Annotated in this window: 24 protein-coding genes and 2 pseudogenes; 13 read left to right on the plus strand and 13 right to left on the minus strand. The window is 69.6% G+C overall.

Annotated elements, in window-relative coordinates; all coding sequences use genetic code 11:
* Positions 1–42 precede the first annotated feature (42 nt).
* Positions 43–1,191, plus strand: a complete 1,149-nt coding sequence (locus tag BUB75_RS12905) for an acyl-CoA dehydrogenase family protein (protein ID WP_073256371.1) — start codon at positions 43–45, stop codon at positions 1,189–1,191.
* A gap of 23 nt (positions 1,192–1,214) precedes the next feature.
* Positions 1,215–2,717 carry an APC family permease gene (locus BUB75_RS12910; protein ID WP_073256374.1) on the plus strand — a complete coding sequence of 501 codons (1,503 nt, stop codon included), beginning with the start codon at positions 1,215–1,217 and terminating at the stop codon, positions 2,715–2,717.
* A gap of 26 nt (positions 2,718–2,743) precedes the next feature.
* Here the strand turns inward: BUB75_RS12910 and BUB75_RS12915 are convergent, their stop codons facing one another.
* The gene (locus BUB75_RS12915) at positions 2,744–3,376 is read right to left on the minus strand and encodes a TetR/AcrR family transcriptional regulator (protein ID WP_073256377.1); all 633 of its coding nucleotides are present in this window, start codon (positions 3,374–3,376) and stop codon (positions 2,744–2,746) included.
* Positions 3,377–3,470: 94 nt separating this feature from the next.
* Between BUB75_RS12915 and BUB75_RS12920 the strand changes: the two genes are divergently transcribed.
* From BUB75_RS12920 to BUB75_RS47625, 3 genes and pseudogenes are all read left to right on the plus strand, one after another.
* Complete coding sequence (locus BUB75_RS12920) at positions 3,471–4,490, plus strand: phosphotransferase family protein (RefSeq protein WP_073256380.1); 1,020 nt, start codon at positions 3,471–3,473, stop codon at positions 4,488–4,490.
* 10 nt (positions 4,491–4,500) lie between these two features.
* The gene (locus BUB75_RS12925; RefSeq protein WP_073256384.1) at positions 4,501–5,799 is read left to right on the plus strand and encodes an acyl-CoA dehydrogenase family protein; all 1,299 of its coding nucleotides are present in this window, start codon (positions 4,501–4,503) and stop codon (positions 5,797–5,799) included.
* Positions 5,792–6,535 (plus strand): annotated as a pseudogene (locus BUB75_RS47625) (SDR family NAD(P)-dependent oxidoreductase). The gene BUB75_RS12925 and the pseudogene BUB75_RS47625 overlap by 8 nt, the downstream one beginning before the upstream one ends.
* Here the strand turns inward: BUB75_RS47625 and BUB75_RS12935 are convergent.
* The 8 genes from BUB75_RS12935 to BUB75_RS12970 all read right to left on the minus strand — a co-directional run bounded on the left by BUB75_RS12935 (position 6,536) and on the right by BUB75_RS12970 (position 16,838).
* The gene (locus BUB75_RS12935; RefSeq protein ID WP_073256387.1) at positions 6,536–7,696 is read right to left on the minus strand and encodes an NDMA-dependent alcohol dehydrogenase; all 1,161 of its coding nucleotides are present in this window, start codon (positions 7,694–7,696) and stop codon (positions 6,536–6,538) included.
* Between the two features lie 10 nt (positions 7,697–7,706).
* The gene (locus BUB75_RS12940; RefSeq protein ID WP_073256390.1) at positions 7,707–10,025 is read right to left on the minus strand and encodes a CaiB/BaiF CoA-transferase family protein; all 2,319 of its coding nucleotides are present in this window, start codon (positions 10,023–10,025) and stop codon (positions 7,707–7,709) included.
* Positions 10,022–11,260: an acyl-CoA dehydrogenase family protein gene (locus BUB75_RS12945; protein ID WP_073256393.1), complete on the minus strand. Its 1,239-nt coding sequence runs from the start codon at positions 11,258–11,260 to the stop codon at positions 10,022–10,024. Before BUB75_RS12945 ends, BUB75_RS12940 begins: the two co-directional genes overlap by 4 nt.
* 32 nt (positions 11,261–11,292) lie before the next feature.
* Entirely contained in the window at positions 11,293–12,405 is a 1,113-nt protein-coding gene (locus BUB75_RS12950) for an acyl-CoA dehydrogenase family protein (RefSeq protein WP_073256395.1), read from the minus strand.
* Positions 12,406–12,495: 90 nt separating this feature from the next.
* Positions 12,496–13,197: a TetR/AcrR family transcriptional regulator gene (locus BUB75_RS12955; RefSeq protein WP_143175169.1), complete on the minus strand. Its 702-nt coding sequence runs from the start codon at positions 13,195–13,197 to the stop codon at positions 12,496–12,498.
* Between the two features lie 88 nt (positions 13,198–13,285).
* Positions 13,286–14,119, minus strand: a complete 834-nt coding sequence (locus BUB75_RS12960) for a mycofactocin-coupled SDR family oxidoreductase (RefSeq protein ID WP_073256399.1) — start codon at positions 14,117–14,119, stop codon at positions 13,286–13,288.
* A gap of 17 nt (positions 14,120–14,136) precedes the next feature.
* Entirely contained in the window at positions 14,137–15,597 is a 1,461-nt protein-coding gene (locus tag BUB75_RS12965) for an aldehyde dehydrogenase family protein (RefSeq protein ID WP_073256402.1), read from the minus strand.
* Positions 15,594–16,838, minus strand: a complete 1,245-nt coding sequence (locus tag BUB75_RS12970; protein WP_073256405.1) for a cytochrome P450 — start codon at positions 16,836–16,838, stop codon at positions 15,594–15,596. Before BUB75_RS12970 ends, BUB75_RS12965 begins: the two co-directional genes overlap by 4 nt.
* A 166-nt stretch (positions 16,839–17,004) precedes the next feature.
* Here BUB75_RS12970 and BUB75_RS12975 point away from each other — a divergent pair, with 166 nt between their 5' ends.
* Both BUB75_RS12975 and BUB75_RS48805 read left to right on the plus strand, forming a co-directional pair.
* A complete protein-coding gene (locus BUB75_RS12975) occupies positions 17,005–17,625 on the plus strand; it encodes a TetR/AcrR family transcriptional regulator (protein WP_073256408.1) in 621 nt (206 codons plus the stop codon).
* 50 nt (positions 17,626–17,675) lie between these two features.
* Positions 17,676–17,819 (plus strand): annotated as a pseudogene (locus tag BUB75_RS48805) (acyl-CoA dehydrogenase family protein); the annotation flags it as partial.
* Here the strand turns inward: BUB75_RS48805 and BUB75_RS12980 are convergent.
* Positions 17,791–18,342 carry a TetR/AcrR family transcriptional regulator gene (locus BUB75_RS12980; protein WP_178379852.1) on the minus strand — a complete coding sequence of 184 codons (552 nt, stop codon included), beginning with the start codon at positions 18,340–18,342 and terminating at the stop codon, positions 17,791–17,793. The pseudogene BUB75_RS48805 and the gene BUB75_RS12980 overlap by 29 nt on opposite strands.
* 131 nt (positions 18,343–18,473) lie before the next feature.
* Here BUB75_RS12980 and BUB75_RS12985 point away from each other — a divergent pair, with 131 nt between their 5' ends.
* The gene (locus BUB75_RS12985; RefSeq protein ID WP_073256414.1) at positions 18,474–20,579 is read left to right on the plus strand and encodes an ABC-2 transporter permease; all 2,106 of its coding nucleotides are present in this window, start codon (positions 18,474–18,476) and stop codon (positions 20,577–20,579) included.
* Positions 20,580–20,615: 36 nt separating this feature from the next.
* On the opposite strand, the gene BUB75_RS12990 is transcribed toward BUB75_RS12985, so the two are convergent.
* Positions 20,616–20,918 (minus strand): TetR-like C-terminal domain-containing protein, encoded by a 303-nt coding sequence (locus BUB75_RS12990; protein ID WP_342761133.1) that lies wholly within the window; start codon positions 20,916–20,918, stop codon positions 20,616–20,618.
* On the opposite strand from BUB75_RS12990, the gene BUB75_RS12995 reads away from it, so the two are divergent.
* Positions 20,843–21,082: a substrate-binding domain-containing protein gene (locus BUB75_RS12995; protein ID WP_281248320.1), complete on the plus strand. Its 240-nt coding sequence runs from the start codon at positions 20,843–20,845 to the stop codon at positions 21,080–21,082. The two genes, BUB75_RS12990 and BUB75_RS12995, sit on opposite strands and share 76 nt — an antisense overlap.
* A 71-nt stretch (positions 21,083–21,153) precedes the next feature.
* On the plus strand, positions 21,154–21,825 hold the full coding sequence (locus BUB75_RS48810; protein ID WP_073256423.1) for a PhzF family phenazine biosynthesis protein: 672 nt from the start codon (positions 21,154–21,156) through the stop codon (positions 21,823–21,825).
* A 232-nt stretch (positions 21,826–22,057) separates the two neighbouring features.
* Here BUB75_RS48810 and BUB75_RS13005 read toward each other — a convergent pair whose 3' ends face one another.
* Positions 22,058–22,561, minus strand: coding sequence for a DoxX family protein (locus BUB75_RS13005; RefSeq protein ID WP_073256426.1), 504 nt, complete (start codon positions 22,559–22,561; stop codon positions 22,058–22,060).
* Between the two features lie 173 nt (positions 22,562–22,734).
* Here BUB75_RS13005 and BUB75_RS13010 point away from each other — a divergent pair, with 173 nt between their 5' ends.
* The gene (locus BUB75_RS13010; RefSeq protein WP_178379853.1) at positions 22,735–23,502 is read left to right on the plus strand and encodes a crotonase/enoyl-CoA hydratase family protein; all 768 of its coding nucleotides are present in this window, start codon (positions 22,735–22,737) and stop codon (positions 23,500–23,502) included.
* Positions 23,503–23,563: 61 nt separating this feature from the next.
* Here the strand turns inward: BUB75_RS13010 and BUB75_RS13015 are convergent, their stop codons facing one another.
* Positions 23,564–23,755: a ferredoxin gene (locus BUB75_RS13015; RefSeq protein ID WP_073256429.1), complete on the minus strand. Its 192-nt coding sequence runs from the start codon at positions 23,753–23,755 to the stop codon at positions 23,564–23,566.
* A 158-nt stretch (positions 23,756–23,913) separates the two neighbouring features.
* Between BUB75_RS13015 and BUB75_RS13020 the strand changes: the two genes are divergently transcribed.
* Together BUB75_RS13020 and BUB75_RS13025 are read left to right on the plus strand one after the other, a co-directional pair.
* Positions 23,914–25,281, plus strand: coding sequence for a TetR/AcrR family transcriptional regulator (locus BUB75_RS13020; protein WP_073256432.1), 1,368 nt, complete (start codon positions 23,914–23,916; stop codon positions 25,279–25,281).
* Between the two features lie 98 nt (positions 25,282–25,379).
* Positions 25,380–26,495 carry a ferredoxin--NADP reductase gene (locus BUB75_RS13025; RefSeq protein ID WP_073256435.1) on the plus strand — a complete coding sequence of 372 codons (1,116 nt, stop codon included), beginning with the start codon at positions 25,380–25,382 and terminating at the stop codon, positions 26,493–26,495.

A 26,495-nucleotide genomic window follows, 5' to 3' on the forward strand; every position in this document is an offset into this window, starting at 1 on the left:
CCGTGAGTGTCGTGCCCGCACGCACGAGAAGGAGCGACCGGCATGCGCCGCAACCTGTTCGAGGCCGAGCACGACGACTTCCGGGAGAGCGTCCGGCGATTCCTGGAGAAGGAGGTCGTACCGCAGCAGGCCGCGTGGGACGCCGCCGGCATCGTGCCCCGTGACCTGTTCGCGCAGGCCGGCTCCCACGGATTCCTCGGTTTCGCGGTGCCGGAGGAGTTCGGCGGCGGCGGAATCCGCGACTTCCGCTTCAACGTCGTCCTCAACGAGGAGATCCAGCGCGCGGGTGTCGCCTCCGCCTGTCTGGGCCTGACCCTGCAGACCGACGTGACACTGCCCTACTACCTCGACCTGGCGAACGCCGAGCAGCAGGCGCGATGGCTGCCGGGCATCGCCTCGGGCACGCTCATCACCGCGGTCGCCATGACCGAGCCCGGGATCGGATCCGACCTGGCCGGGATGAGCACCACCGCGGTACGGGACGGCGACCACTACGTGGTCAACGGCGCGAAGACGTTCATCACCAACGGCATCAACTCCGATCTGGTGATCACCGCCGTCAAGACGGACCCGTCCAAGCGGCACGACGGCATCAGTCTGCTGGTGATCGAACGGGGTATGCCCGGCTTCGAACGCGGCCGCAACCTCGACAAGCTCGGCCTGCACGGCCAGGACACCGCCGAACTCTCGTTCATCGACGTCCGGGTCCCGGTGGCGAACCTCCTCGGCGAGGAGGGCACGGGCTTCAGCCAGCTGGTGACCAACCTGCCGCAGGAGCGCCTGGGTATCGCTACCGCGGCCCTCGCGGGCGCGACCGCGGCGTTTGATCTCACGCTCGAGTACGTCAAGGAACGCAAGGCCTTCGGCAAGCCGATCGGCTCGTTCCAGAACAGCAAGTTCGTGCTCGCCGAGCTGGCGACCGAGATCGCGATCGGCCAGCAGTACCTCGACAACTGCGTCACCGCGCACAACGCGGGCGAGCTGTCGGCCGCCGAAGCGTCGATGGCCAAGTGGTGGTGCACCGAGTTGCAGGGACGCGCGGTCGACAAGGGCGTCCAGCTGCACGGCGGCTACGGCTACATGTCCGAGTACCCGATCACGCGGGCCTACGCCGACGCCCGGATCACCCGGATCTACGGCGGCACCACCGAAATCATGAAAGAGGTCGTCGGCCGTTCGCTCGGTCTCTGACCCCCGACCGGGAGATCGCTGTCATGCGCAACGACGCACTCACGCAACTCGGAAGACCACCGGCGCCGCCGCTCGTCGAGCGTCGCAGTCCCGGGCTGACCACGCGAGGGCTGGTGGTCCTGCTGGTCATGACCCACGCACCGCTGATCCTGGTCTGGGGCGCGATCCCGAGCGCCTACCAGTTCGGGGGCGTCGTGGCGACGCCGCTCGTGCTCGGGTTCGGCGGCCTGGTGCTGGTCGCCTACGCGATCGGCTTCGGCGGGATGGCCCGCCGGATAGTGCATCGCGGTGGCCACTACGCGTTCGTCACGCACGGCCTGGGCGCCACCGCCGGTCTGGGCACCGCGGTCCTCGCCGCACTGTCCTACCTCGCCCTGCTCGCCTCCTTGCTGGTGCTGCTCGCCGGGAGCATCAAAGGGCTGACGGTCGGGGTGCTCGGCGTCGATGTTCCGGTCGGTCTTTGCGTGGTGCTCGCGGTCGCTGGGCTGGTCGTCTTGGAGCGGCTGCGCCTGGCGACGATGATCCGGGTCCTCGTCGCGATCTCCGTCACCCAGGCGGTCGTGCTGCTCTGGTTCGACGGGGCCGCGCTGACGAAGCCGGCCGGCGGTGACCTCACCTTTTCCGCGCTGGATCCGGCCTGGCTGCTGACCGGCTCGTTCGGGTTGGCCCTCTGCCTGGCCATCACCTCGTTCGTCGGGTCGGAGATGGGCGCGATGTACGCGGACGAGGTCGCCGATCCCCGCCGCACGATTCCCCGGTCCACTCTCGTCTCCTACCTGATCACCACCGTCGTCCTGGTGATCACCGGCTTCGCGGTGTCGGTCGCCGTCGGGCCGGAGGACGTCGTCGCCGCGGCCCAGGGCCAGCTGGAGTCGCAGACCGCCGGCGCCGGCCAGCCCTTCGTGGTCACGGTGGTGGCCCGGCTGATCGGCGCAGCGCACGTGGAGGTCGTCGTCGAGCTGATCACCGCGGCCCTGATCCTGGGTGCGCTGGCCAGCTGCGCGATGAGTTGCCACAGCCTCGCCCGGCAGGTCTCGGGGCTGGCGCGCGACGGCGTGCTTCCGCGCGTCCTGGCCCCGCGCAGAGATGCCAGGGCGCCGCTGGCGGCCGGGGTGCTCGCTCCGATCGCCGCCGGACTGATCGCGCTCGTCGCGGTCGCGGCGGACGCCTCGACCGTGACCCTGTACCTGGCGACGGGTGGCGGTCTGGGCATCGCGGGGGTCATCACGCTGGTCTCACTGGCCACGATCGTCTGGTTCCTGCGCCGCGACGAGGACGAGGCCGGGTTCTTCGGCTGGGAAGGCCAGGTCGTCGCAGCCGGCTTCGCGATGGTGACGACCGGATTCGTGTTCGTGTACGCGCTCATCCGGATGCCGGACGTGCTGCCGGATGGCGCGACCTACGGTTGGTCACTCACCGCTGCCATCCTCGGGGCGTTCCTCGGTGGCATGGTGTGGGCTTTCGCTGTCCGGGCCGCCCGCCCCGAAGCGCTGGCCCGCCTCGGTCGCTCACGCCCCGGCGACTAGTACTGCAGCCAGATCCACGAATTGGGTTAGTCGCCTCCGCCTGCGCGGAGGATCCAGCCGACCAGCCGCTCCTCGTCCGCGGTGGACGGCGGCTGTTCCCGCCAGAGATGGTGCTCCATCAGACTGATCGCCGCGCATGCGGCCAGGAGGGAGTCCCGCTCGACGTCCGTGCTTCCCAACGCGGCGAGCGGTCCGGCCAGAACGTCCGCGAGGCCCTCCTGGACGTCGTATCCTCCGGCCGCGCGAAACTGGGGACTGCGGAAGGCCAGGCGCAGGACCGCCCGCGCGGTCGTCGCCGCCTCCTGGTCACGGGCTTGGTGGAGCACGGCCCGAACCGCCAGCCGCACCTGCTCACCCGGATCGGCCGACTTGTCCCTCTGGTGGCGGACGTAACTCACCATCCGACGCGCTCCGTCGTCGGCGACCGCCGCCATCAGTTCGTCCTTGCCGCCGAACGACCGGTAGAACGCCTTATTCGAGACGCCTGCCGCCCGGACGATCGTCGCGACCCGGAGGTCGCCGGTCGGATGCTCGCGCATCATCGACAGCCCGACGTCGAGCAGGCGGCGAACCTCGTCCTCGGCGTCGGCCCGTCGGACCGATAGCCGCCGTTCGACCGCCGAAGCGCGCAGTGACGTCTCGACCTCTGGACCTGTCATGTGCCGGAGTGTACTGTCCGTTCACGGCACAGAGAACGCTGTTCTCCGTAGTGCACTTCACGTTCTCTAGATCGCGACGGACGAAGGGTTCCTGATGGCCGACCAGATACCAATCCCCGCTCGTCCGCGCGTCGGGGTCGCCGACCCGGAGGACATCCGGCGGCGCGCATCCGCCGCGTTCGGCCGGCCGCTGCGCGAGCTGAGCCGGCTACCCGGCGGGCTGTCCAGCCTCACGTACCGAGCCACGGACGAGCGCGGCGCCGCGGTGGTGATCAAGGTGGCGCCCCCCGGGCTGGCTCCCGTTCGCAACCGGGACGTGTTGCGGCAGGCGAGGGTGTTAGCGGCACTGGAGAAGGTGCCGGGGGTCGCGGTTCCGGCCGTCCTGGGGACGGATGCCGGTACCCCTCCGGAGATCCCGCCGCTCTTCGTCATGGAGTTCGTCCCCGGCGAGAGCTACGAACCGCGTCACGTCGCGACCGGTTCCCGGCCATCGGCCGAGCACGTCCGAGGACGTGGCCGAGCCGGTGTCCGGATGCTGGCGGCCCTGCACGCCGTGGCCCCGGCCGACCTCGGCCTGGACGAGGCCCCGCTCACCGGGGAGACCGAGGTCGAGCGCTGGCGGGCGGCGTTCACCAGCGTCGACCTGGCTCCCGAGCTGAGCGAGAGGGCCGGCGAGGTCCACCGCGGGCTCGTCGCCGCTCTTCCCGCGCCGACTGGTCCGGCCGTCCTGCACGGCGACTGGCGCCTCGGCAACATGCAGGCCGACGAGGACACCATCCGCGCGGTGATCGACTGGGAGATCTGGTCGGTCGGCGACCCCCGTGCCGATCTCGCCTGGATGCGACTGATGCACGATCCGGCTCATCCCAGCGCGGCCGCGCCGGAGGCGCCGAGTCTCGAACCGGACGAGGTGCTCGCCGAGTACGAGGAAGCGGCGGGCATCCCGGTCGCCGCGCTCCCCTGGTTCGACGCGTTCGTCCGCTACAAGCAGGCCGCTGCTTCCGCGCTGCTGGTCAAGAACGCCGAGCGGCGAGGTGACGTCGACGAGGCCACCGAGCGGATGCGCGTCGGCATCGGCCTGCTACTCGACGACGCCTTCCGCCGTCTGTCCTGAAAGGAACGCCATGCTGGACTTCACCGTCGAATCGGAGTTCCAGGCCAAGCTCGACTGGATGGCCGACTTCGTCCGGACCGAGGTCGAGCCACTCGATCTCCTCTTTCCCCACGGCGGCGACCCGTACGACACCACGAACACGAAGGCTCGGCGGATCCTGCGTCCGCTGCAGGAGCAGGTGCGCGCGCAGGGTCTCTGGGCTTGCCATCTGGGGCCCGACCTCGGCGGTCAGGGCTACGGCCAGATCAAGCTCGCCTACATGAACGAGATCCTCGGCCGCTCGTACTGGGCGCCCACCGTCTTCGGCACTGCGGCGCCGGATACCGGGAACGCCGAGATCCTGGCGATGTTCGGGACCGCCGAGCAGAAGAAGCGGTATCTGCAGCCCTTACTCGACGGCGAGATCGTCTCCGCGTTCTCGATGACCGAGCCGCAGGCGGGTGCCGACCCGACGGAGTTCGTCTGCCGGGCCTGGCGGGACGGTGACGAGTGGGTGATCGACGGCGAGAAGTGGTTCACGTCCAACGCCCGGCACGCCGCCTTCTTCATCGTCATGGCCGTGACCGACCCGGAGGCGGCGCCCCACCGGCGGATGTCGATGTTCGTCGTCCCCGCGGGCACGCCCGGCGTCGAGATCCAGCGGAACGTGTCCACGATGGGCGAGCGCGACGATCTGGACGAGGGTATCCACGGCTACCTGCGCTACCGCGAGGTGCGCGTGCCGGGCGACGCCATCCTCGGTGGCCCCGGCGAGGGGTTCGCGGTCGCGCAGGCCCGCCTCGGCGGCGGCCGCGTGCACCACGCGATGCGGACGGTCGGACTGTGCTCGCGGGCCTTCGACATGATGTGCGAGCGTGCGCTGAGCCGTCGCACCAAGGGCGCCCTGCTGGCCGAGAAACAGGCCGTCCAGGCGTTCATCGCCGACTCCTGGATCCAGCTCCAGCAATTCCGGCTGCTGGTGCTGCACACGGCCTGGGTGATCGACACCCAGCCGCACGGCGCCGCCCGGACCCTGATCGCCGCCTGCAAGGTTGCGATGGCGCAGGTGATGCACGACATCGTCCAGCGGGCCGTGCACCTCCACGGGTCGCTGGGCACGACGCTGGAGCTACCACTCGCCCAGTGGTGGATGTCGGTGCCTTCGCTCGCGCTCGCCGACGGGCCGACCGAGGTGCACAAGGTCAGCATCGCCAAGCAGGTCCTGCGCGGCTACCAACCGGTCGACACGTTGTTCCCCAGCGAGCACCTCCCGCCGAAGCGCGCGGCCGCCGCGGAGCGCTATGCCGACGCGCTGAGCGCGCATGAGTGACCTCTTCGATCTCACCGGGAAGGTCGCACTGGTCACCGGTGGCTCCCGTGGACTGGGCCGGGAGATGGTGCTGGCCTTCGCTGCGGCCGGTGCGGACGTCGTGATCGCCAGCCGGAAGCTCGACGCCTGCGAGAAGACCGCGGCCGAGGTCGAGGCCATGGGACGCCGAGCGCTGCCGGTCGCCGCCCACGTCGGCCGCTGGGACGACGTCGACCGGCTGGTCGACGTGGCCTACGCGGAGTTCGGGAGGGTCGACATCCTCGTCAACAACGCGGGCATGTCGCCACTCGCTCCCTCGTCGGACGAGACCTCGGAAGAGCTCTTCGACAAGGTCGTCGGGGTCAACTTCAAGGGCCCGTTCCGGCTCGGGTCCCTGGTCGGCCGCCGGATGGCCGACGCCGGAGGTGGCTCCATCATCAACGTCTCGTCCTCCGGTGCGCTGATGCCGCAGCCGTCGTTCGGGCCGTACTCCGGGGCGAAGGCGGCGCTCAACGCGCTGACCACGGTGTTCGCGCTCGAATAAGGGCCGGCCGTGCGGGTCAACACGATCTCGGCCGGGCCGTTCCTCACCGACATCTCCCTGGCCTGGCCCGAGGAGAACCGGCACCGGACGCGGAGCGCGGTCGGTCGGCCCGGCCGTCCGGAGGAGATCGTCACCACCGCGCTCTACCTGGCCAGCGACGCCTCCAGTTACACCACAGGCGCGCTGATCCGCGTCGACGGCGGCTTGTTCTGATCAGAACGTGATCGCGCCGCGGAGGTTCTTGCCGGCTCGCATGTCGGCGAATGCGTCGTTGATGTCGTCGAGCCGGTAAGTGGTGGTGATCAGGTCGTCGAGGCGAAGCTTTCCGCTCCGATACATCGCGAGCAATGCCGGCATCGAGGCCCGCGGGTTGAGGTTCCCGTACAGGGTTCCCCGGATCTCCTTCACCGAGCCGACCAGGTCGGCCATCGAGATCGGCACCGACGTCTCCGCCAGTGGCGTGATGGCCACCGGGACACAGATCCCGCCCTTGCGGATCATCGCCATCGCCGTGGTCATGAGTTCGACGTGGAGGACACCGGGAGCGAGGATCACCGAGTCGGCCATGACGCCGTGGGTCAGGTCACGAACCAGCCGCAGTGCTTTCTGAGCCGACTCAGCCGTGTGCGTGGCGCCGAATCGCTCGGCGCTCTCCCGCTTGAAGGCGGCTGGATCGACGGCCACGACGTGCTGCGCACCGGCAAGAGCGGCGCCTTGCACAGCGTTGATGCCCACCCCGCCGACGCCGATGACGACGACTGTGTCACCGGGACCCACCGAGGCTCGGTTCACCGCTGCCCCGTACCCCGTGGTGACACCGCACGACACCAGGGACGCGGCGGTCAACGGCAGATCGGCGTCGATCTTGATGACCGAATCCGCTGCCACGACGACGTGCTCGCTGAAGGTGCCGACCTGCATCATCGCGATCACGGGTTCACGGTCCAGGTACCGGCGCGGTGTGCCGTCGGTGACCATATTCGTGCTGAACAGCTGGGCGCCGCGATCGCAGATGTAGGACTGTCCGGTGGCGCACCAGCGGCAGCGCCCGCACGAGGGGATGAAGGAAACCGCGACGTGGTCGCCGACCGTTAGGTCACGGACGCCAGGCCCGATTTCCTCGACGATGCCGGCCCCCTCGTGACCGCCGATCATCGGGAAGTACCGGGGCTCGGGCAGGCCTGCCCGCACCATCTGCGCCGCTATCTCGGCCGACGGGATCTGGTCGCCCGAGGCGTAGTGATCGTCGGAGTGGCAGATCCCGGCGATCGACATCTTCACCCGCACCTCACCGGCTCTCGGTGGATCGAGCTCGACGTCGGTCACCTCCCAGTCCTTGCCGACCCCGGTGATGACAGCCGCACGTGTTCTCACAGCGAACTCCTCACGCCTGCAGGACGCCGGCGGTCAGTAAGGTGTCGATCTCGGCGTCGGTGAGGCCGAGACGTTCGGCCGCGATCTGCCTGGTGTGCTCGCCCAGCAGCGGCGCGGGCCGTTCGTCCGGGTCGGGAAGACGCTCCGACCGTACGGGCGCGTTCTCGAGGTGGAACGGCTGGCGGACGGCCGGGTGGCCGGTCGTCCGGAAGAAGTTCCGTTCGATGTAGTACGGGAACGAAGGCAGCTCGGAGACCCGCAACATCGCGGCGGCCGGAACGCCGGCGTTCTGCAGCGTCTCCATCGCGTCGGCGGCAGTGCGGGCGGCGAGCCACTCGGTGAGAGCGGCGACGAGGCCCTGGTCCGCCGCGGAATCGTCGTGCCCGATCACACGGCACAGGGCGCGCCGGTCGCCGTCGCTGCGGACAGTGACCACGCACCATTCGTCGTCGCCCGCGGCCGGGAAGACTCCCCACGGCGCGTCCGGCGTCTCCGGACCGTCGAGGACATGGCCGGCGCGCGTGAGGCTGTCCTCGGCGATCTTCGACGCCATGTGGCCGAGCATCACTTCGGTCTGGCTGATGCTGATCGTGCCTCCGGCGCCGGTGCGGCGGCGCCGGACGAGCAGTGCGAGCACGCCCGCGACGCCGATCCGGGCGGCGACGTGGTCGGGGTAGACGGTGATCGCGTCGGAGTAGCCCGCCTCGTCGTCGGGGTACCGCCATTGGCGGGTCAGGCCGGCCGAGGCGCGGACCAGCGGTCCGTATCCGAGGCGACGGCTCGCCGGGCCGGTCGAACCGAAGGCCGAGCTGTCGACGACGATGACGCCGGGATTCGCGGCCTTCAGCACGTCGTAACCGAGACCCAGGGATTCCAGTGTGCCCGGCCGGAAGTTCGTCAGGACCACGTCGGTCTCGGCCGCCAGGCGCAGGAACAACTCCCGGCCCGCCTCCGACCGCAGATCGAGGCCGAGGCTCCTCTTGTTGCGGTGCCCGGCGGCGAACGTCACGGACATCACGCTGCCGTCCCGCGTCTGCCTGCTCCCGTCGCGGAACGCGTCGTTCTCGACCTTGATGACGTCGGCGCCCTGGTCGGCCAGGAGCCTGCTCTGCTCCGCGCCGACGACGATGACGCCGAGGTCGAGAACCCGCAGGCCGGCCAAGGGCCGGCCGGACGGATCACCCGACGGATCGTCGGCCGGAACCGGCGGCCTGGATCCGGGCAGCCGGTGATCGGGTAAGGGCGCCGGACCCCGGATTCCGGCCCGGTATCCGTCGAACTCGAGGACACCGTCCGGGAACGGGGCCGCGATTCCCGGCGCGAGGTCCACGGTCGTGAAGGCACGGCGAGCCTGGATCTGCTCGGATTCGAGGGCTTCGCGCAAGTCGAGCACGGCGGTGGTGGGGACGCCGTGCCGCTGCCCGGCCTCTTCCAGGTCGGCGCGCTTCTGATCGGCGAAGAAGCGGGTGATCGCCGGAATCAGCGTCGGGGACTTGAACCGGATGTCGAGCCGATCGAAGGAAGGGTCGGCGAACTCCTCCGGGCTGCCCATCCAAGCGAACATCCCGCGCCACTGCCGAGGAGACAGGATGCACAGCCGCACGAAGCCGTCTGCGCACGGGATGATCGGGTACTGGTGCCGGGCATCGGGGCGGCCGCGTGGCAGCTTGCTCGCCGGCACGCCCGCAGTGGCGCTGCCTGCGATGCCGTAGCCGGGATCCAACGCGTGGACCGCGCCGTCGAGTACGGCGAAGTCGAGATGATCGCCGACGCCGGTGCGCAGCCGCTCCAGGTACGCGAGCAGCGTCACGTACACCGCTTGGGGCACCGCGCAGTCGTACGGCAGATTGCCGGGGGGCAGCAGCGGAGGCCGACCGGGGATCCCCGAGCGGGACAGCTCACCGGAGAGCGCGTGGAACACCGGGCCGGTCGCCTGCCAGTTCGAATAGGAGCCACTACGCCCGAACGGGCTGACGGAGAGGATGACCAGACCGGGATGGCGCCGGTGGAGCGCGTCGACGTCGAGCGGGGCGGAGCTTTCCAGCAGGATGTCCGTGCCGGCTAGCAGCTCCTCGAACGCATCCCAGTCGCCGGCGTCGCCGCCGAGATCGAGTTCGATCGCCTTTTTGCCGAGGTTCGCCGCGACGAAGTCCAGCGAGACACCCTCGATCGATCGTCCGGAGCGGCGGTCGTCCGCGCCTCCGGGCTTCTCGACGCGAATCACCTCGGCACCCCACTCGACCAGGTGCCGCCCGATCGCCGCGAGCGGCCCGATGGTGAGGTCGACGACCCGCACACCGTCCAGGGGCAGATCCAGGTCGCCGCTCAACTGAAGCTCCGGGTGCCCTGCGCCTTCCGGACCTCGCGGAACGGCACGTTCTTGTCGACCTCGGGTTCCTTGGGGAGCCCGAGCACCCGCTCCCCGATGATGTTGCGCTGGATCTGGTCGGTACCGCCGCCGATGGAGGTGACGAACGCGGCGAACGACGACCGGTTGATCTCACCGGCCACCGGAGAGGTGTCCCCGTCGAGAACGGACTCGCTCTCGATCAGGTTCGTCGTGACCCGGACGCCGGTGTGCTGGATCCGCGACATCGCCAGCTTGCCGATCGACGCCAGCGGCGAGCTTCCGCCTGCGTTCGCGCGCGCCCGCAGCGAATTCCAGGCGTTGACCTTCTCCAAGGTGTATAGACGGGCGATTTCCTGCCGGGTCACCGGGTCGTCGGCCTTGCCGACCTTCTTGGCCAGCTCGACGTAGTCCGCGCCGCCGGTCTGCCGGGTCCACGGTGACTGCCGGGCCGCAAGCACCGGGTCGACGCCGTCCTTCGGCTTGAATCCCTTGGGAGCCTCGCCGGACGCGCCGCCCATGATCAGGCGCTCGAAGCCGAGTGCGGTCTGCAGCACGCGCCATCCGTTGTTGACGTCCCCGAGCCGGTTGGCGTCGGACACGACCGCGTCGGTGAGGAAGACCTCGTTGAACTCCGATCCCCCGGTGACCTGGTGGATGGGGCGGATGTCGATGCCGGGCTGATCCATCGGGATCAGGAAGAACGTCAGGCCGCGGTGCTTGGGCACGTCCCAGTCGGTGCGGGCGATCAGCAGGCCGTGGGTGGCGTTCCTGGCCCCGGAGGTCCAGACTTTCTGGCCGTTGACGATCCACCGGCCGCCGTCCGCTACGGCTCGGGTCTGTAAGGCGGCCAGGTCGGAGCCCGCGCCCGGCTCGCTGTAAAGCAGGCATCCCTGGAACTCGCCGAGCGCCAGTGGGCGCACGAATGCCCGCTTCTGCTCGTCGGTGCCGTGTACCAAGACGGTGTTCGCGAACAACTGGGTGATGTCCAGCGCCGGTGCTTTGACCCCGGCGCGAGCGAACTCCTCCCGGACGACCGCCCGCATCTCCCGCGGCAGGCCGCGTCCGTACCACTCGACCGGCCAGGTGGGTGCGGCCCACCCGGAGTCGATCAGCGCGGCCCGCCACTCGTCGCTCCCGCCTTCCGGCCGCGGGTGTTCGGCCAGCCACGCACGGATCTGCGTACGGACCTCGTCCTCGGGCTGAATGCTGCTCATCGGTCCTCCTCGACGCGATTGGGGGGTGACGGTCACAGACCTATGCGGGACGCGAGCAGGTCGCGCTGGGTGCGCGGGCTGCCCCAGAGCTGCGCACCGGACTTCGCCCGCCGGAAGTAGAGGTGGGCCGGGTACTCGTCGGTGAACGAGATGCCGCCGGCCACCTGCATGTTGGTGGCCGCGGTCTCGAAGAAGGTGTCGGAGCAAAAGGCCTTGGCCAGCGGCGCGACGGTGGCGGCCTCGGGATTGCCGTCCGCGATCGCCCAGGCGGCGTAGTAGGCAGCCGACCGGGCCGATTCAACGTCGACGTAGGCGTCGGCACACATGTGCTTGATCGCCTGGAAGCTCCCGATCGCGCGGCCGAACTGCACTCGCTCCTTGGCGTAGCCCACGGCCATGTCGAGAGCGAAACTCGCGCCGCCGACCTGTTCCGCGGCGACCGCCGCACGAGCGGAGTCCAGGAACCGCTCGAAGGCCTCCCCCGCATCGCTCCGGGTGGTCAGGGGAATCGCGGATACGGCCCCCAACTCGATGCGCGCCAGCCGGCGAGTGCGATCGAAGACCTCGAGGTCCGCGCGGGTCAGGCCCGCGGCGTCGCCGTCGACCAGGAACAGCCCGACGCCTGCCGGGCCGCGTGCGGCCACCACGAACAGATCGGCGATGGCGCCGTCGGCGACATAGGACTTGGCGCCGGTGAGGCGCCACTCGCCGGCCGTCTGCTCGGCCACGCACCGGACCCCGGTGGCGTCCCAGCGGCCGTCATCCTCGGCCAGTCCGACGGCCGCGACCGCCTGTCCGTCAGCGATGCGCGAGAGATACTCTCCCGTGACCGACGGGTCGCCGTCGAGCAGAGCGAGGGTCGCCAGCGCGGTGGAGAGGAACGGCGCGGGCACCAGCCGGCGGCCGAACTCCTCGAGCACGATCGCCAGTTCGACCGCGCCCGCTCCGGCACCGCCGTGCTCCTCCGGGACGATCAGGCCCTGGAGCCCGAGCTGCCTGGCCATACGTTCCCAGACGGGCCGTTCCAGCGGAGAGTCGGCGGCGAGCAACCGCCGTACTTCCGACTCGGAAAACACCTCGGCGGCGAATCCGCGCACCACGTCGCGGAGGGCGTCGTGATCGTCGGTGAACTCGAACGTACCCATTTCTTGCCTCCTGGCGACACCGTTCGAGCGTTACTGACTTTTGGTCAGTAACGCATACGCGAGGACACTACTGACCGAAGGTCAGTATGTCTAGAGAGGCGTCGGCTCCAGCCAGGCGCGCAGGCCTTGGACGATGATCGCCAGCCCGTTGGTGTAGTCGGCGTCGGTGGCGAAGGTGTACGACCAGCTGTGGGCCACGACCTTGCTCAGATTCGGGTACTGCCCGAGGTCGCCGGGAAGGGTCTTCGCGGACGCCTCGAGCGGCTCGCCCGGCGCGGTCGCCCCGAGCGACCCGGCGAATTGGTACTCGCTGACCAGGCAGCCGCGGGTGTAGGTCGACAGCAAGTGGTAGGCGTATCCGGCCTGTTCCGGGGAGAAGCCGGCCCGGAGCAGGACCCCGAGTTGCGCGTCGATCCGCAAGTAGCTGGAGTCCAGCGCCTGCTGGGATCGCCCCATCCGCGCCCACTGGCCGACGACCAGCTCGAACAGGGCCGGGTCCGCGCGGAGGACCGCCCGGAAGCCTTCCCAGTAGTGGCGCAGGTGGTCTTCCCAGTCGTCGGATTCGACGACCGGCAACGCCTCGTTGAACCGCTCCACGGCCCGCGCCAGCAACGCGTCGACCAGATCGTCGCGCCGGGCGAAGTGGTAGTGCACCGCCGGGTGCTGTACGCCGAGCGCCGCGGCTACCCGCCGGATGGTCACCTCGCCCAGCCCTGCCTCCGCCGCCAACCGCTCCGCCGCGGCGAGAATCAGGTCGCGGTCCAAGGACCCCCGGGGCAGCCTGCCCGTCACGTGTGCGTTCTCCTCCGCGATCGGCCGACCCACCGCCACGAAGTATCACCCACCGGCCGGAGAGCGGCCGGTGGGTGGGTGCCTGCCGTCAGCGGACGGTGAAGCCCGCGTCGACCGGCAACGAGACGCCGGTGATGTACTTCGCCTGGTCGGAGACCAGGAAGGCGATCGCGTCGGAGATGTCCTCTGGCTGAAGGATGTCGACGGGCAGCGCGTTCTGCATGGCGCTGATGGTGTTTTCTCCACCGGCGGCTGCTTCGGCCATCATGGTGGCCATCGCTTCGTTCATCGTCATTCCGGAAGCGACGCCGGTGGGGTGGACGATGTTGACTCGGATGGAGTGCTGGGCGAGGGAAGCGGCGAGTTGTTTGGTGATTCCCAGCAGCCCGAACTTGGACGCGGTGTAGGCCAGCGCGCCGCTGGTGTCGGCCGGGGACGGGCGGGTGGCGGCGGTGGATCCGGTGAAGACGATGACGCCGCCGCGTCCGCCGGCGATCAGGTGTGGGATCGCGGCGTGGACGACGTGGAAGCCGCCGGTGAGGTTGACCTCCAGGGTGTCTTTCCAGATCTGGGCCGGGTCGGCGCCCTCGTCGCCGAAGAGCCGGACGATGCCGGCGTTGGACAGCACGATGTCCAGGCGGCCGAACTGGGCGACGCCGGCGTCGATCGCGGTGGTCACCGCGGCGGCGTCGCGGATGTCGGTTTCGGTGGCGATGATGCGGCGGTCGAGTGCCTCGACCAGTTTCACGGTCTCCTGCAGGTCGGCGGGCGACGCGTTCGGGTAGACCATCGTGTCGATGTCGCGGCAGATGTCGACCGCGATGATGTCGGCGCCTTCACGGGCCAGCCGCAGTGCGTGCGACCGGCCTTGGCCGCGCGCAGCGCCGGAGATGAAGGCGACCTTGCCCTCGAGTGAACCCATGGAACTCTCCTTCGTGATCAAGCGATTCCGACGGCCTTGGTACGGAGGAACTCCTCGATGCCGGCACGGCCGCCTTCCTTACCGACGCCGCTGATGCCGACGCCGCCGAACGGGCGGTGAACCGCGAGGTTGGCGGCGCCGTTGACGAGAACCTCGCCGGCCTCCAGCTCCTCCGCGAGCCGGTGCGCGCGCTTGAGGTCGTTGGTCTGCACGTAGGCGGACAGCCCGTACGGCGTCGCGTTGGCGATCGCGACCGCCTCCTCCTCGGTGTCGAACGGGGTGATCGCCAGCACCGGGCCGAAGACCTCGGTCTGCGCCAGTTCCGACTGCGGGTCGACGTCGGCGAACACGGTCGGCTCGAGGTAGTAGCCGTCCGCCAGCGGGCCCTCCAACCGGGCACCACCGGTGACCAGCCGGGCGCCGTCGAGCTTCGCGCGCTCGATCATCCCGAGAATCCGCTCCAGCGCGGCCTCGTTCACCACCGGACCGGAGATGATCGTGGGGTCGAACGGGTCCCCGATCGGAATGTTCTTGGCGACCTCCGCGACCGTGGCCACGACCTGGTCGTAAACCGCCCGGGCGACGAGCATCCGGGTCGGCAGTGCGCAGCCCTGGCCGGAGAGCGTTCCCAGCGACATGAACGTCGCGTGCTGGCAGGCCGCGGTGAGATCGGCGTCCTCGAAGACCAGGTTCGCCGATTTGCCGCCCAGTTCGAGCACCACCGGCTTCATCTGCTCCGCGCACGCGTGCAGGATCTTGCGGGCGGTCGCCGGACCACCGGTGAACGTCACTTTCTGCACGAGCGGGTGCTCGACGAGCGCGGCACCGGCCTCGGGCGCCCCGGGTAGGAGGTTGACCACCCCGGCCGGGAAGCCCGCCTGCTCGACCAGATCAGCGAACAACTCTCCGCTGAACGGCGTGAGCTCCGAAGGCTTGACGACGACGGTGTTCCCGGCGGCGAGCGCCGCCGGAACCTTCATCGCCAGCGAGATCAGCGGACCGTTCCAGGTGATGATGATGCCGATGACGCCGTAGGGCTGCGGCAACGTGTAACCGAGTTCGCCGCCGTTGCCGAAGGACGCGGTGAGGTCACCGGAGGTCTTGTCGGCCCAGCCGGCGTAGTACCGCGTCCACTCCGCGGACAGCGGCACGAAGCCTCCGGACACCGAGATCGGCGTGCCGTTGTCGAGCGTGCCCCGGCGCGCGAACTCGGCCGCGTTCTCGTCCAACAGGTCGGCCAACCGCATCAGGAGACGCCGGCGCTCGGCCGGCGGCGTCTTCCGCCAGCCGTCGAACGCCGCGTGTGCGGTTTGCACCGCCTGGTCAACCTCACTCGCACCGGCCAGCGGGATGTCGGCGTCCACCTGGCCGGTTGCCGGGTTGACGTGCCCGTGCGTGCCGCCGGAACCGCTGGTGAGCTTCTCCCCTCCGATGCGGAGGGTGACGGCGGGTGGGGTGCGGTCGATGGACGTGGTCATCGGTGATCACTGGTCCTCTCGGAGGAAAAATCGGAGCCCTGTGGCGCGGCGGGGGTGAACGTGGCCGGGAGCGAAACCCATCCGTTGACGACCCCGATCGAGCTGTACGGAGTCGCCGCCTCGACGTCGATGACGTAGTCGGGCAGTCGGCGGAGGACCTCCTCCAGGACGACCCGGAACTCCAGCCGGGCGACGTTAGAGCCCAGACAGCGGTGGATGCCGAGCCCGAACGATTGGTGCCGGTTCGGGGTGCGGTCGAGCCGAACCTCGCCCGGGGCGTCGAAAGCGTCCTCGTCGTGGTTGGCCGACGACCACGAGAGGAAGAGCCGGTCGCCGGCGGCGATCGTTTGGCCGCCGATCACGCAGTCGGTCGTGGCCGTCCGGGCGAGGCCCGGTACGGGCGAGAAGAAGCGGAGGAATTCCTCGGTCGCGGCGGGGAGGAGCGACGGGTCGACGCGGAGCCGTTCTCGCTGTTCAGGATGGTGTTGTAACCAGTGCAGAGCGTTGCCGATCAACGATCCGGTGGTGTCGACCCCGCCCAGGATCACCAGTGTGATGACCTCCATCAGGCGTTCGTCGGTGAGCGGTCGCCCGTCGATCTCGCTCCGGACGAGGTGGGAGATCAGGTCGTCGGCGGGGGCGGCCCGTCGCTCGACGATGGTCTGGGTGATCTGACCGATCAACGCGAACATGCCTGCCAGGGCCGTGTCGTTCTCCGGCGTCCCCGGAACGGTGTGCACCAGATCGTGGGTGGTGTCGGAGAACACCTGCCAGTCCTCGGTCGGTAATCCCAGCACTCGCAGCGTGAGGATCGCCGGTACCGGCGAGGCGATGTCCCGGATGAGGTCGGTCGTACCGGCCGCGATGACCCGGTCGAGGCAGAACGTCGTGACGTCACGAACGAACGGTTCCCAAGCCTTGACCGACGCCGGGGAGAACGACGGGTTGAGCAGCTTGCGGTACGCGAAGAACTCCGGTGGGTCCATCTCGATCGGAACCTGGCGGAGCGGAGCGACCGGGATCGTCGCGCCGGTCCGCGAGCCGTCCGGGAGCTCCTGATAGGACGAGAAAGTCGCGTCGTCGCGAGCCACCGCGGCGACGTCGTCGTACTTGCTGATCACCCAGAAGCCGCCGTGCGCGTCAGTACGGGCGACCGGGCAGCGTCCGCGCAGGTCGGCGTTGATCTCGCGCCAGCCGTGCGCGTACTCGGGCGAATGATGGTCGAACGAGACAGTGGTCATGGGACGACCTCCGGACTGACGACGAGCGGCACAGCACACCGTATTCGGGACGAAGATTGTCCTCAAGTCTCCTCGGTTAAAAAGTTTACTTAGTTACTTCGACCCGGGCGCTCCGTCGAGCCGGACACTCGCCCGGCAGAATGCAGGGAGACCCCGAGGAGCACTCATGCCGACCGCGCACGTCCCGACCGGCCGCGGACGACCGCGCGACCCGGCACTCGACGGCCGAGTCCTCTCGGCCGCGCTGGAGGAGTACGCCCACACCGGCTGGGCCGCCTTCACGATGGACGGCGTCGCGCGCCGCGCCGGCGTGGGCAAATCCACGCTGTACCGGCGCTGGCCCACCAAGGAGCAGCTGTTGCTCGATGCGATCGAGATGCAGACCGCACCGATCATCCCGCCCGACACCGGCTCCTTTCGCGCGGACGCCGAGGCCCTGGCGACCCTGCTGCTGGAGCACTTCTTGAACCCGGACGGCTGGGCAACGCTGCGCATCACCGTCGACGCGATCATCAGCACGAGCGACCCGACCGGCTTCCATCAACAGCTCTACGAGCGGATCGTCCGGATGCATCGCGAGCCGGCCGGACGGATGGTCCAGCGAGCGATCGACCGCGGCGACCTGGTCGCCGATACCCCGATCGCGCCGGTAGTCGAATCACTGTTCGGCGGCGTGTTCATGCACGCGCTCGGCATGGCGCCGGGCGACCGGCCCCGAGCCAAGGCGAACTCGGGATCCGAGGTCGGCCCCGCTGTCGACCTGCTGCTGCGCGCCTACGGCTCCTGATCAGCGCGGCAGCCTCCACCGGTGCAGCTGCCAGGCGTCGTCCGGCGTGGGAGACGTTCCGCCTGGAGGAGCTCTATCGGGACGCCAAGATCCTGGAGATCTTCGAAGGCGCCAACGAGGTACTCCAGTGGGTCATCGAACGCCGGCTGGCCGTGACATCACCGGCTAGAGCGTCGCGACGACCGCGCGGATGAGCTGCCACACCCGCTCCGCGAACGCCGCGATCTCGGCCGAGTCGGCGACATCCGGGCTGGACAGCCAGGCCGAGAGCAGGCTCATCGTGCCGCCTGCGAGGAACCGGGCAGCGTCGCCGCGCCGCTCTTCCGACAGGTCAGGCGCCCGCGCGCTGATCAGTTCTTCGAAGCGTTCGGCGAGGTAGCCGACGAATTCCCCGCGACTGCGCCCGAAGGTGCTCGCCTGCCCGACCAGCCGGCCGTAGAGCCAACGGAGCCGGTTGACCTCGTTCAGCAGTGCCAGCATCACCGGAGGCAACCCGTCGTCCAGCCGGGCGGACGGGGGTGCGGCGCCGAGCAGCGCGTACAAGTCCTCTCGGACGGTGTCGGCGATCAGATCGTCGGGACTGCTGTAGTGCAGGTAGAACGTCGGCCGGCTGATCTTGGCCGCAGTGGTGATGTCGGTGATCGAGACGGCACCGGGCTCGCGTTCGCGCAGCAAGCGGCGCACGGCGTCGCGCAGCAACTCCCGTGTACGAGACACCCGCGGGTCGATGCGCTCCGACGAGGCGACCAGGTCGTTCCGGTTGCCGGCGATGGGATTTCCTTTCTCGTTACAGCTCCGTTAGACGACAGGTGTAGCTTAGACGACATCCGTAAATAAGGAGCCCTGACGTGTCCGTTCTTGCCTCGCCGCCGACCGCCTCCGGGTCGGCGGCCGCTCCCGAAGCCTCTTCCGGGGGCGACCGACCTGCCCGGTGGAAGGCGCTCGTCGGCGTCCTCATCCTGCCGTTGTTCTTTCTCGTCGCGCTTCCGGCGGTCTACCTCGGCGCGCTGCACCAGCCCGCCCCGCACGACATGCGGGTGGCGGTGATCGGCAGCGGAACCCAGGTCGAGACCCTCACGAGCGCCCTGACCGCGCAGGCCCGGGATTCGTTCGACGTCGAGACGGTAGCCACGGTGGCGGAAGCCCGGGCCGCGCTGCGGCACCTGGAGATCCGCGCCGCCTACGATCCGTCCACCGCCACCGTGTACGTCGCCGGAGCCGGCAGCGCGGCCGCGGCGAACACCGCCGAACAGCTCTTCACGACGGTGGCCGCACAGTCCGACCGGACCCTCACGGTCAGCGACGTCGTGCCGCTGCCGGCCAGTGACCGGCTCGGCGTCAGCCTGATCTTCCTGGGGCTGGCCGCGGTCGTCGCCGGTTTCCTTACCGCGACCGTGCTGAACGTGGCACTCCCGGGCCTCTCGATCCGCCGTGAGCTCGGGTACCTCGCCGGGGCCGCCGTCGCGGCGGCGGTCATTCCGATGTTCACGGCATACTGCGTCTACGGCGTATTCAACGGGGCGATCCTCGGCACCGGCGCGTTTCTCGCGGCCGTCGCCTTCGTCACCGGCGTCTTCCATGCCGGCGGGCTCCGCCTGATCGGGCCGGCCATGGTGATGGTGACGGTGTTCTTCACGGTCATCCTCGGCGTGCCCGCCTCGGGCGCCGCGGTCCCGCAGGACATGCTCCCGGCGTTCTTCGACTGGTTGCATCCACTGCTGTCCACACCGGCGGCTCTCGACGGCCTGCGCCGTGTCCTGTACTTCGACGGCGCCGGGATCGGCCGGGACGTCGTCACGCTGGCGATGTGGGCGCTGATCGGCTTCGGTTTGCTCGCGTTGAGCACGCTCAAGGCCCCCAAGCCCGACGGAGCGGCGAACCCGTTCGCCGGCGTCCTCGACGCCGATTCGGCACCGAGCGACCCGGCCGCGGCGAAGCTCCGGCAGCGACGAACGACTGCCGGCGTCCTGGTCATGCCGTTGTTCTTCCTGATCGTGCTACCGCTCTCGTTCCTCGGCGCGCTGCACTCCCCCACGCCGTACCACCTGAAGGTCGCCGTCATCGGGACCGGAACACCGGTGGACTCGGTGATCGAGGCCATCGAGGCACAAGCCGGCGACGCGCTGGACGTCAGCCGGGTAGACACCGCCGCGGAGGCACAGCGCAAGATCGCGGACCTGGACCTGCGCGGCGCCTACGACCCGATGACCGGTGACCTTTACGTCGCCTCGGCCGGTGGCACCCAGGCCTCCGCCACCGTCACCACGGTGTTCACGACCGTCGCCGAGGCCTCCGGAACCGCGGTGACCACGCATGACGTCGTCTCGCTGCCGGACACCGACCCGCTGGGTACGAGCCTGCTCTACGTCGGCATCGGCGCGATCCTGGCCGGCTTCATCACCGCGATCGTCGTCTCGATCGGCGTACCGGGCCTGGGCACCGGCGGAAAGATCGCCACGGTCGTGGTGATGAGTGCGGTGGCCGCCGGCGTCGAAACGCTCTACGGCTGGGCCCTGTTCGACGCCTTCGACGGGCAAGCCGGTCCCGCGGCACTGATGCTGTTCGGACTCGCGCTGGTGAGCGGTCTCCTGACCGTGGGCGGCATGCGCGTGATCGGGCCCGCGATGGTCCTGGTGTCGATTCTCGTCCTGATCCTGCTGGGCGTGCCCGCCTCCGGCCTGGTCGTCCCGCTCGATCTGACCTCGCCGTTCTACGGTGTCGTCCACAACGTTCTGCCCACCGCCTCCGGCCTGGACGGACTCCGGCGCATCGTCTACTTCGACGGCCACGGCCTCGGCGGCGACGTGCTCACGATGGCGCTCTGGGCGCTCGGTGGTCTGGCACTACTCGCTCTCGGGCACTGGCGTCACGCCCGGAAGGCCCCTGACCCGATGCACGACCCGGAACTCCTCGACGACACGGCGGCGGCCGCCGCGGCCGCAGCCGCCGTGTAGTCAGGCCCGGGCTCCACGGACGACGGGGAGCCCGGGTCACCCCGACGCACCGGTGCCCAGACCGTCGATCAGCGCCCGCACCGCCAGGTCCCATCGTCGGCGAAGGGCAGTCTCATCGCGCCCGAGACGCCCCGTCATCTCCGCGGTGGCGAGCCCGTGCACCAGCGCGACCAGCACCTGCGCCAGATCGACCTCGTCACCGCGCAGCGCACCGGCGTCAACGCACCGGCGCACCTGCCGGAGGATGAACGTCCGATCTCTCGATCGTCGCGTGGGACGACTCGATGCTCTGCCGCATCGGCCACCCGCCGCTGACCGCTCTGTCCCGGAACGTCGCAGCGTACGGCGCCAAGGCCGCCCGCCATCTGCTCGAACTGGTCACGACCGGCGCCACCGTGAGCGAGCAGGACACCGCGACCCTCCTCGTCCCCCGCGGCAGTACCGCGACGCTCCGCACCGGCCCCGCATCGAGCACCGGATCTCACCGGGAGCCGCGCCAGTAGTTCCGAGGTGGGAACCACAACGTCGAAATTGGCCGTCGACCGGTGTCGGCCAGCCACCTACGGTCCCGCTCGTGCGGATCCGGATCATCGACGCCTTCACCGACCGGCCCTTCGCCGGCAATCCGGCCGGCGTATGCCTCCTCGGATCCGGCGACTGGCCCAGCGAGCTGTGGATGCAGGAGGTCGCGGCGGAGTTGAACCTGTCGGAGACCGCGTTCGCGCGCCCACTCGGTGGCGGTGAGGAGCGCTGGGCGCTGCGCTGGTTCACCCCTGCGGTGGAGGTCAACCTGTGCGGACACGCGACGCTGGCCGCCGCGCAGCGCTCTACGCCGATCTGGGGACACCCGGCACGATCCGGTTCGATACCCGGAGTGGCGTCCTCATCGCCCGCGCCGCTGAGGACGGCCGGGTCACCCTCGACTTTCCCGCGGCACAGCCGGTGCAGGAGCCCGCACCGGACGGTTTCCTCGCGGTCCCATCGACGCACCGGAGCACCCAGCACGGGTTCAGCTGTCCAGACCGGGGTGACACTCGCGCTGATCCTGACGCTGGGACTCAGCGGGCTGCCGAGCACGGACCGCACAGCATTCAACTGGCTGTCGAACGTCGGGAGCATGGGCATTTGCTTCTCGCTCGTCCTCGGATCGGTGGCGATCGTCGTATTTTCCTCCGTACCGATTCCGAGGAGAGTGGCTTCGTCGGGTGGGAAGGCCCGATGGTCGGCGCGATCTTCGCCGCCCTGACACTCACGATCCTGGTGCTGTTGGCCCTCGTTCGGTTCGACATCCGGCTGGGCGTACCTACGATTCGCCTCTCGGCTACCTCACGCCGATACTGCTGCTTCTGGTATTCCTCGCCGGCGTCACCTGGGCAACACTGCTGCGCCATCGACGACGGAGCGTCTTCGCACGGATCGGCCGCCCGGCGGACAGAGCATTCATGTGACGGTGGTCGTCCAGCTCGAGCCAGCCGCCCTCACGCGGCGGAACCCGACGCGGGCCGCCAGGCCACGGCCAGCAGAAGCGCCGCGCCGCCGACGCCCCCGACCGTCGCGATCGCGAACCCCAGTGGTCCACGGATCACGATGTCGAGAACGTCGTCAGCAGAGGCCTGTCCAGGACCGATCAGTGCCACCGCGGCGGAAACCACCGCGAGCACCAGGACGTACTCCCAGCCGTCTCGGAACACGAAGAACCCGTTCCGGCGGTGGGCCGCGATCCCGGCGACGACCATCGGCCCGATCGCCGCCGCACACGCGAGGGAGGTCAGCAATCCGAGGATCAGTCCGAGACCCGCCGCGATCTCGGCAGCGACGCTGGCCCACGCGTGCACCCGGCCCGGACGCAGTCCGAGGCTCTCGAACCAGCCGGCGGTCCCGGCGATCCGGCCGCCGCCGAACCAGTGGTTCCACGCATGCATGAGCATGGTCGTACCGACCACCAGCCGGATCAGCAGCACGCCGGTATCCACTGCGGTCATGAGCGCTCCTCGTGCGACAGAACTCCCGCGAGAATAGAACACTCGCCGTCAGATAGGTACGCCGAGAACCCTAGTTGCAGTCGCAAGAAGGTAGACGCAGACGTCAGATTCACCTAACGTGGCGATGCTGGCGCGTCTCCTGGTCGGCGCGCTGGGCACCGGCGAAAGGTGAGATGGTGAGCGACGAAGTACAGGTGGAGCACGCCGACGGGGTAGCGGTGATCACGATCAACCGCCCGCAGGCTCGCAACGCGGTGAACCAGGCCGTCTCCCGCGCGATAGCCGATGCCCTCGACGAACTGGACGCCCGCGACGACCTCACGGTGGGCGTCATCACCGGTGCCGGGGGCACGTTCTGCTCCGGCATGGACCTCAAGGCATTCCTCGCCGGTGAGGACGTCACGGTTCCCGGCAAGGGGTTGGCGGGCCTCACCGAAGCGCCGCCGCGCAAGCCGCTGATCGCCGCGGTCGAGGGCTGGGCACTAGCCGGCGGCTGCGAGATCGCGCTGTCCTGCGACCTCATCGTCGCCTCCGACCAGGCGAAATTCGGCATCCCCGAGGTCAAGCGGGGGCTCGTGGCCGGGGCCGGCGGGCTGATCCGTCTCCCCCGCCGCGTCCCGGAGGCGATCGCGCTGGAACTGGCACTCACCGGCGACCCCCTCACCGCCGTCGACGCCCACCGGCTCGGCCTGGTCAACACACTCACCCCGGCCGGGGGCGCGCTGGACGGCGCCAAGGCACTCGCCGCCCGGATCGCGGCGAACGGCCCGCTCGCCGTGGCGGTGACGAAGCAGATCATCGTCCAGTCGCCGGACTGGACCTCCGACGACCAGTGGCGCCGCCAGGCCCTCCTCATGGAGCCGGTGTTCTCCTCCGCGGACGCGAAGGAAGGCGCGCTCGCGTTCACCGAGAAGCGTCCACCGGTCTGGACCGGACGCTAACGACCTCACCGCCCCGTCAGCCCATCGCCCCGCCGTCGACCCGGACGGCGGGGCGATGTCGTCAGGGCTCCAGCCGGAGCGCCTCGTTCGGGCAGCACACGACCGCCTGCTGGAGCTCCCCGCCGCGCTCGTCCGGCACCGCCGACAGGAGCGTGACGAGATCACCGTCCGCGCCGACCTCGAACACGTCCGGGACGACCGACGCACAGATCCCTAGCCCCGTGCAGCGGCCACGATCGACTACTACCTTCATCACCGACTCCTCTCGTCGGCAGAATTCTGACATCTGCGTCACGGTCTCTCCACCAGAACAGTGCGGCTCGTCCTACGATCATCGCCACACATCCGAGACCGGAGTCGAGCTTTTCTGACGCTGATGCATGCACCGATCGACCGGCGGAAGGGTGCGCCATGACGGGGTCTCCAGGCAAGGAGGGCGTCCGCCGCGACGGTTACGGCCCGACGAGCCCGATCGTCGGCGAACGCGGCGCCCGCACCCGCCGACGCATCGTGGCCGAAACCCTGACGCTGTTCGAGACGCAGGGTTTCCACGGGACGTCGGTGGAGGGCATCGCGAAGGCGGCCGGGACGTCGAGAGCGACGCTCTACCAGTACTTCGCCAGCAAAGAAGAGATCTTCGTCGAGCTACTCGACGAGTGCGGGTCCGCGCTGATGCGGGTCGTCCGCCGGATCGGCCCGCTGGGACCCACCCGCCTCGGTTTCGACAACCTGCACTGGTGGCTCGGCGAGTGGACGTACGTCCACGACAAGTACGCCACCATGTTCGCGCAGTGGGCCGGCATCGAATCGACCGGACAAACGATTCGGCCGCTGGTCCTTGGCTTCTCCCAGGCGTACGACGCGCGTATCGCCCGGCGGCTGGAGACGTGCGAACTCCACGGGCTGGCACCCACGGACGCCGCGATCGCGCTGACCAGCATCATGCACCGGTTCAACTACTTCCGGCACCTCGGCCTGATTTCGACGCCCGGACCGGACACCCTCCTCGACGGGCTGGCCGTGACCGTCCAACTCGTCCTCTTCCCCGAGACCCCACCGGACGTCTTCCCCGTCCGGCCGAGCGCGTTTCCCTTGGTGGAACCACACCCGGCGCCCCCGCCGGGCCGCACCACCCCGCACCCCGACACTCCGCGGATCGTCGACCGCACCAGCGACCTCCGTCCCCGCGCCGCCCGGACCGCGCGCCGACTGATCGACGCAGGCGCTGTCCTGTTCGCCGAACGGGGGTACCACGCGACCGCTGTCGACGACATCGCCGCCGCGAGTGGCCACGCCCGGGGGACCTTCTACAAGTACTTCGACGAGAAGCTCGACCTGCTGCTGCAACTGACCCTCGAGTGCGGCGCCGCGATGGGCCCGCTCGCGGCGTCGTTCGCCGCACTGGATCCAGCTGACCCCGACCGGCGGCCGTTGCGGGACTGGCTGACCGACTACCTCGCGTTCCGCGCGCGCTACGTCGGAGTGCTCCGCGCCTGGCTCGAAGGCACCTCGCGCGACCCGCGTCTGCTCGACGCCGTCGGCGAGGTGGCCGCCGAGCTGCGCGACGCGGCCCTGGCCGTGTTCGCCCGCGCCGATCGCCCGTATCCGATCGAACCCCCGATCGCCGCCGCCGTGCTGGGCGCGCTGCTGGAACGGATGCCCGAGGCGATCGCGGAACGGGCGGCCGACCGGCCGGACGCCCAGATCGTGGAGGTGATGGCCGCGGTGATCGAACGGGGTCTGCTCGGAGCATCAGCGTTGGGCATCGCTGCGCTCTAGCTGAGCTTTCTGACAGCCTGTACACTTGAGTCGATTCGATGCCCGCGCGACGTTCGCGGCGCGACCACTGGTTACCCCGAGCGGAGTGGACGCCAGAGATGACCGAGTCGGCACGCAATGGGCGCACACGCAGGCTGCGCGTCGTCCGCACCATTCAGGAAACCGCGGACGCAGCCTCCGTCGTGTTCGCCGTCCCAGACGCCGACCGCGACAGGTTCACCTACCGGCCGGGCCAGTTTCTGACGCTTCGCATCCCCAGCGACCGGACCGGCTCGGTGGCTCGCTGCTACTCTTTGGCCAGCTCGCCGGACCACGATCCGAGCACCGAGCTGACCGTCACCGTCAAGCGCACCACCGATGGGTACGGCTCGAACTGGTTGTGCGACAACGCCACCCAGGACCTCGAGATCGAGGTGCTACCCCCGAGCGGGGCGTTCACGCCGAAGAACCTCGACGCCGACTTCCTGCTCTTCGCCGGCGGCAGCGGCATCACGCCGATCCTCTCGATCCTCAAGTCGGCGCTGGCTCGCGGCTCCGGGCAGATTCTGCTGGTCTACGCCAACCGGAGCGCCGACGCCGTCATCTTCCGGGAGCAACTGGCGGCACTGGCGACGCGTCACCCCGATCGGCTGGCCGTGGTCCACTGGCTGGAGTCGGTGCAGGGCCTCCCGGCCCGGGCGCAGCTGCGGACGCTGGTGGCGCCGTACGCCGACCGCGAGAGCTTCGTCTGCGGGCCGCAGCCGTTCATGGCAGCGGTCACGGAGGCACTCCAGGACGCCGGCGTGCCGAAGGCACGCATTCGCACGGAGGCCTACAAGTCGCTCTCCGGCAACCCGTTCGAGCTCCCGGCCCCGACGACGGTTCCGACAACAGCCGCCCCCGTCTCGGCGGCCACCGCACCCGCGCCGGATTCCGCGGCGGGGCCGGTGGTGGGCGTCGCACTCGAGGTGGAGATCGGCGCGGCCACCCACGCCCTCACCTGGCCACCCGGTTCCCCGATGATCGACATCCTGCTCGGCCAGGGACTCGACGTGCCCTACTCCTGCCGCGACGGCGAGTGCGGTTCGTGCCAGGCGACGTTGCTCAAGGGCAAGGTCACGATGCTCCGCAACGAGGTACTCGGCGAGGACGACGTGGCCGAGGGCTACATCCTCACCTGCCAGGCCGTCCCGGCCGACGATCACGACGGCGGTCCGATCGCCGTCGAGTTCTAA

The organism is Cryptosporangium aurantiacum (assembly GCF_900143005.1).
Taxonomy (GTDB): domain Bacteria; phylum Actinomycetota; class Actinomycetes; order Mycobacteriales; family Cryptosporangiaceae; genus Cryptosporangium; species Cryptosporangium aurantiacum.

Excerpts from the sequence above, each read along its gene's own strand:
- BUB75_RS12920 (WP_073256380.1), top strand. The coding sequence starts at position 3,471 with ATGGCCGACCAGATACCAATCCCCGCTCGTCCGCGCGTCGGGGTCGCC.
- BUB75_RS12975 (WP_073256408.1), top strand. The coding sequence starts at position 17,005 with ATGCCGACCGCGCACGTCCCGACCGGCCGCGGACGACCGCGCGACCCG.
- BUB75_RS13015 (WP_073256429.1), bottom strand. The coding sequence starts at position 23,755 with ATGAAGGTAGTAGTCGATCGTGGCCGCTGCACGGGGCTAGGGATCTGT.
- BUB75_RS12950 (WP_073256395.1), bottom strand. The coding sequence starts at position 12,405 with ATGGGTACGTTCGAGTTCACCGACGATCACGACGCCCTCCGCGACGTG.
- BUB75_RS13020 (WP_073256432.1), top strand. The coding sequence starts at position 23,914 with ATGACGGGGTCTCCAGGCAAGGAGGGCGTCCGCCGCGACGGTTACGGC.
- BUB75_RS12915 (WP_073256377.1), bottom strand. The coding sequence starts at position 3,376 with ATGACAGGTCCAGAGGTCGAGACGTCACTGCGCGCTTCGGCGGTCGAA.
- BUB75_RS13010 (WP_178379853.1), top strand. The coding sequence starts at position 22,735 with ATGGTGAGCGACGAAGTACAGGTGGAGCACGCCGACGGGGTAGCGGTG.
- BUB75_RS12905 (WP_073256371.1), top strand. The coding sequence starts at position 43 with ATGCGCCGCAACCTGTTCGAGGCCGAGCACGACGACTTCCGGGAGAGC.
- BUB75_RS12970 (WP_073256405.1), bottom strand. The coding sequence starts at position 16,838 with ATGACCACTGTCTCGTTCGACCATCATTCGCCCGAGTACGCGCACGGC.
- BUB75_RS12910 (WP_073256374.1), top strand. The coding sequence starts at position 1,215 with ATGCGCAACGACGCACTCACGCAACTCGGAAGACCACCGGCGCCGCCG.
- BUB75_RS12925 (WP_073256384.1), top strand. The coding sequence starts at position 4,501 with ATGCTGGACTTCACCGTCGAATCGGAGTTCCAGGCCAAGCTCGACTGG.
- BUB75_RS13025 (WP_073256435.1), top strand. The coding sequence starts at position 25,380 with ATGACCGAGTCGGCACGCAATGGGCGCACACGCAGGCTGCGCGTCGTC.
- BUB75_RS13005 (WP_073256426.1), bottom strand. The coding sequence starts at position 22,561 with ATGACCGCAGTGGATACCGGCGTGCTGCTGATCCGGCTGGTGGTCGGT.
- BUB75_RS12965 (WP_073256402.1), bottom strand. The coding sequence starts at position 15,597 with ATGACCACGTCCATCGACCGCACCCCACCCGCCGTCACCCTCCGCATC.
- BUB75_RS12960 (WP_073256399.1), bottom strand. The coding sequence starts at position 14,119 with ATGGGTTCACTCGAGGGCAAGGTCGCCTTCATCTCCGGCGCTGCGCGC.
- BUB75_RS12945 (WP_073256393.1), bottom strand. The coding sequence starts at position 11,260 with ATGAGCAGCATTCAGCCCGAGGACGAGGTCCGTACGCAGATCCGTGCG.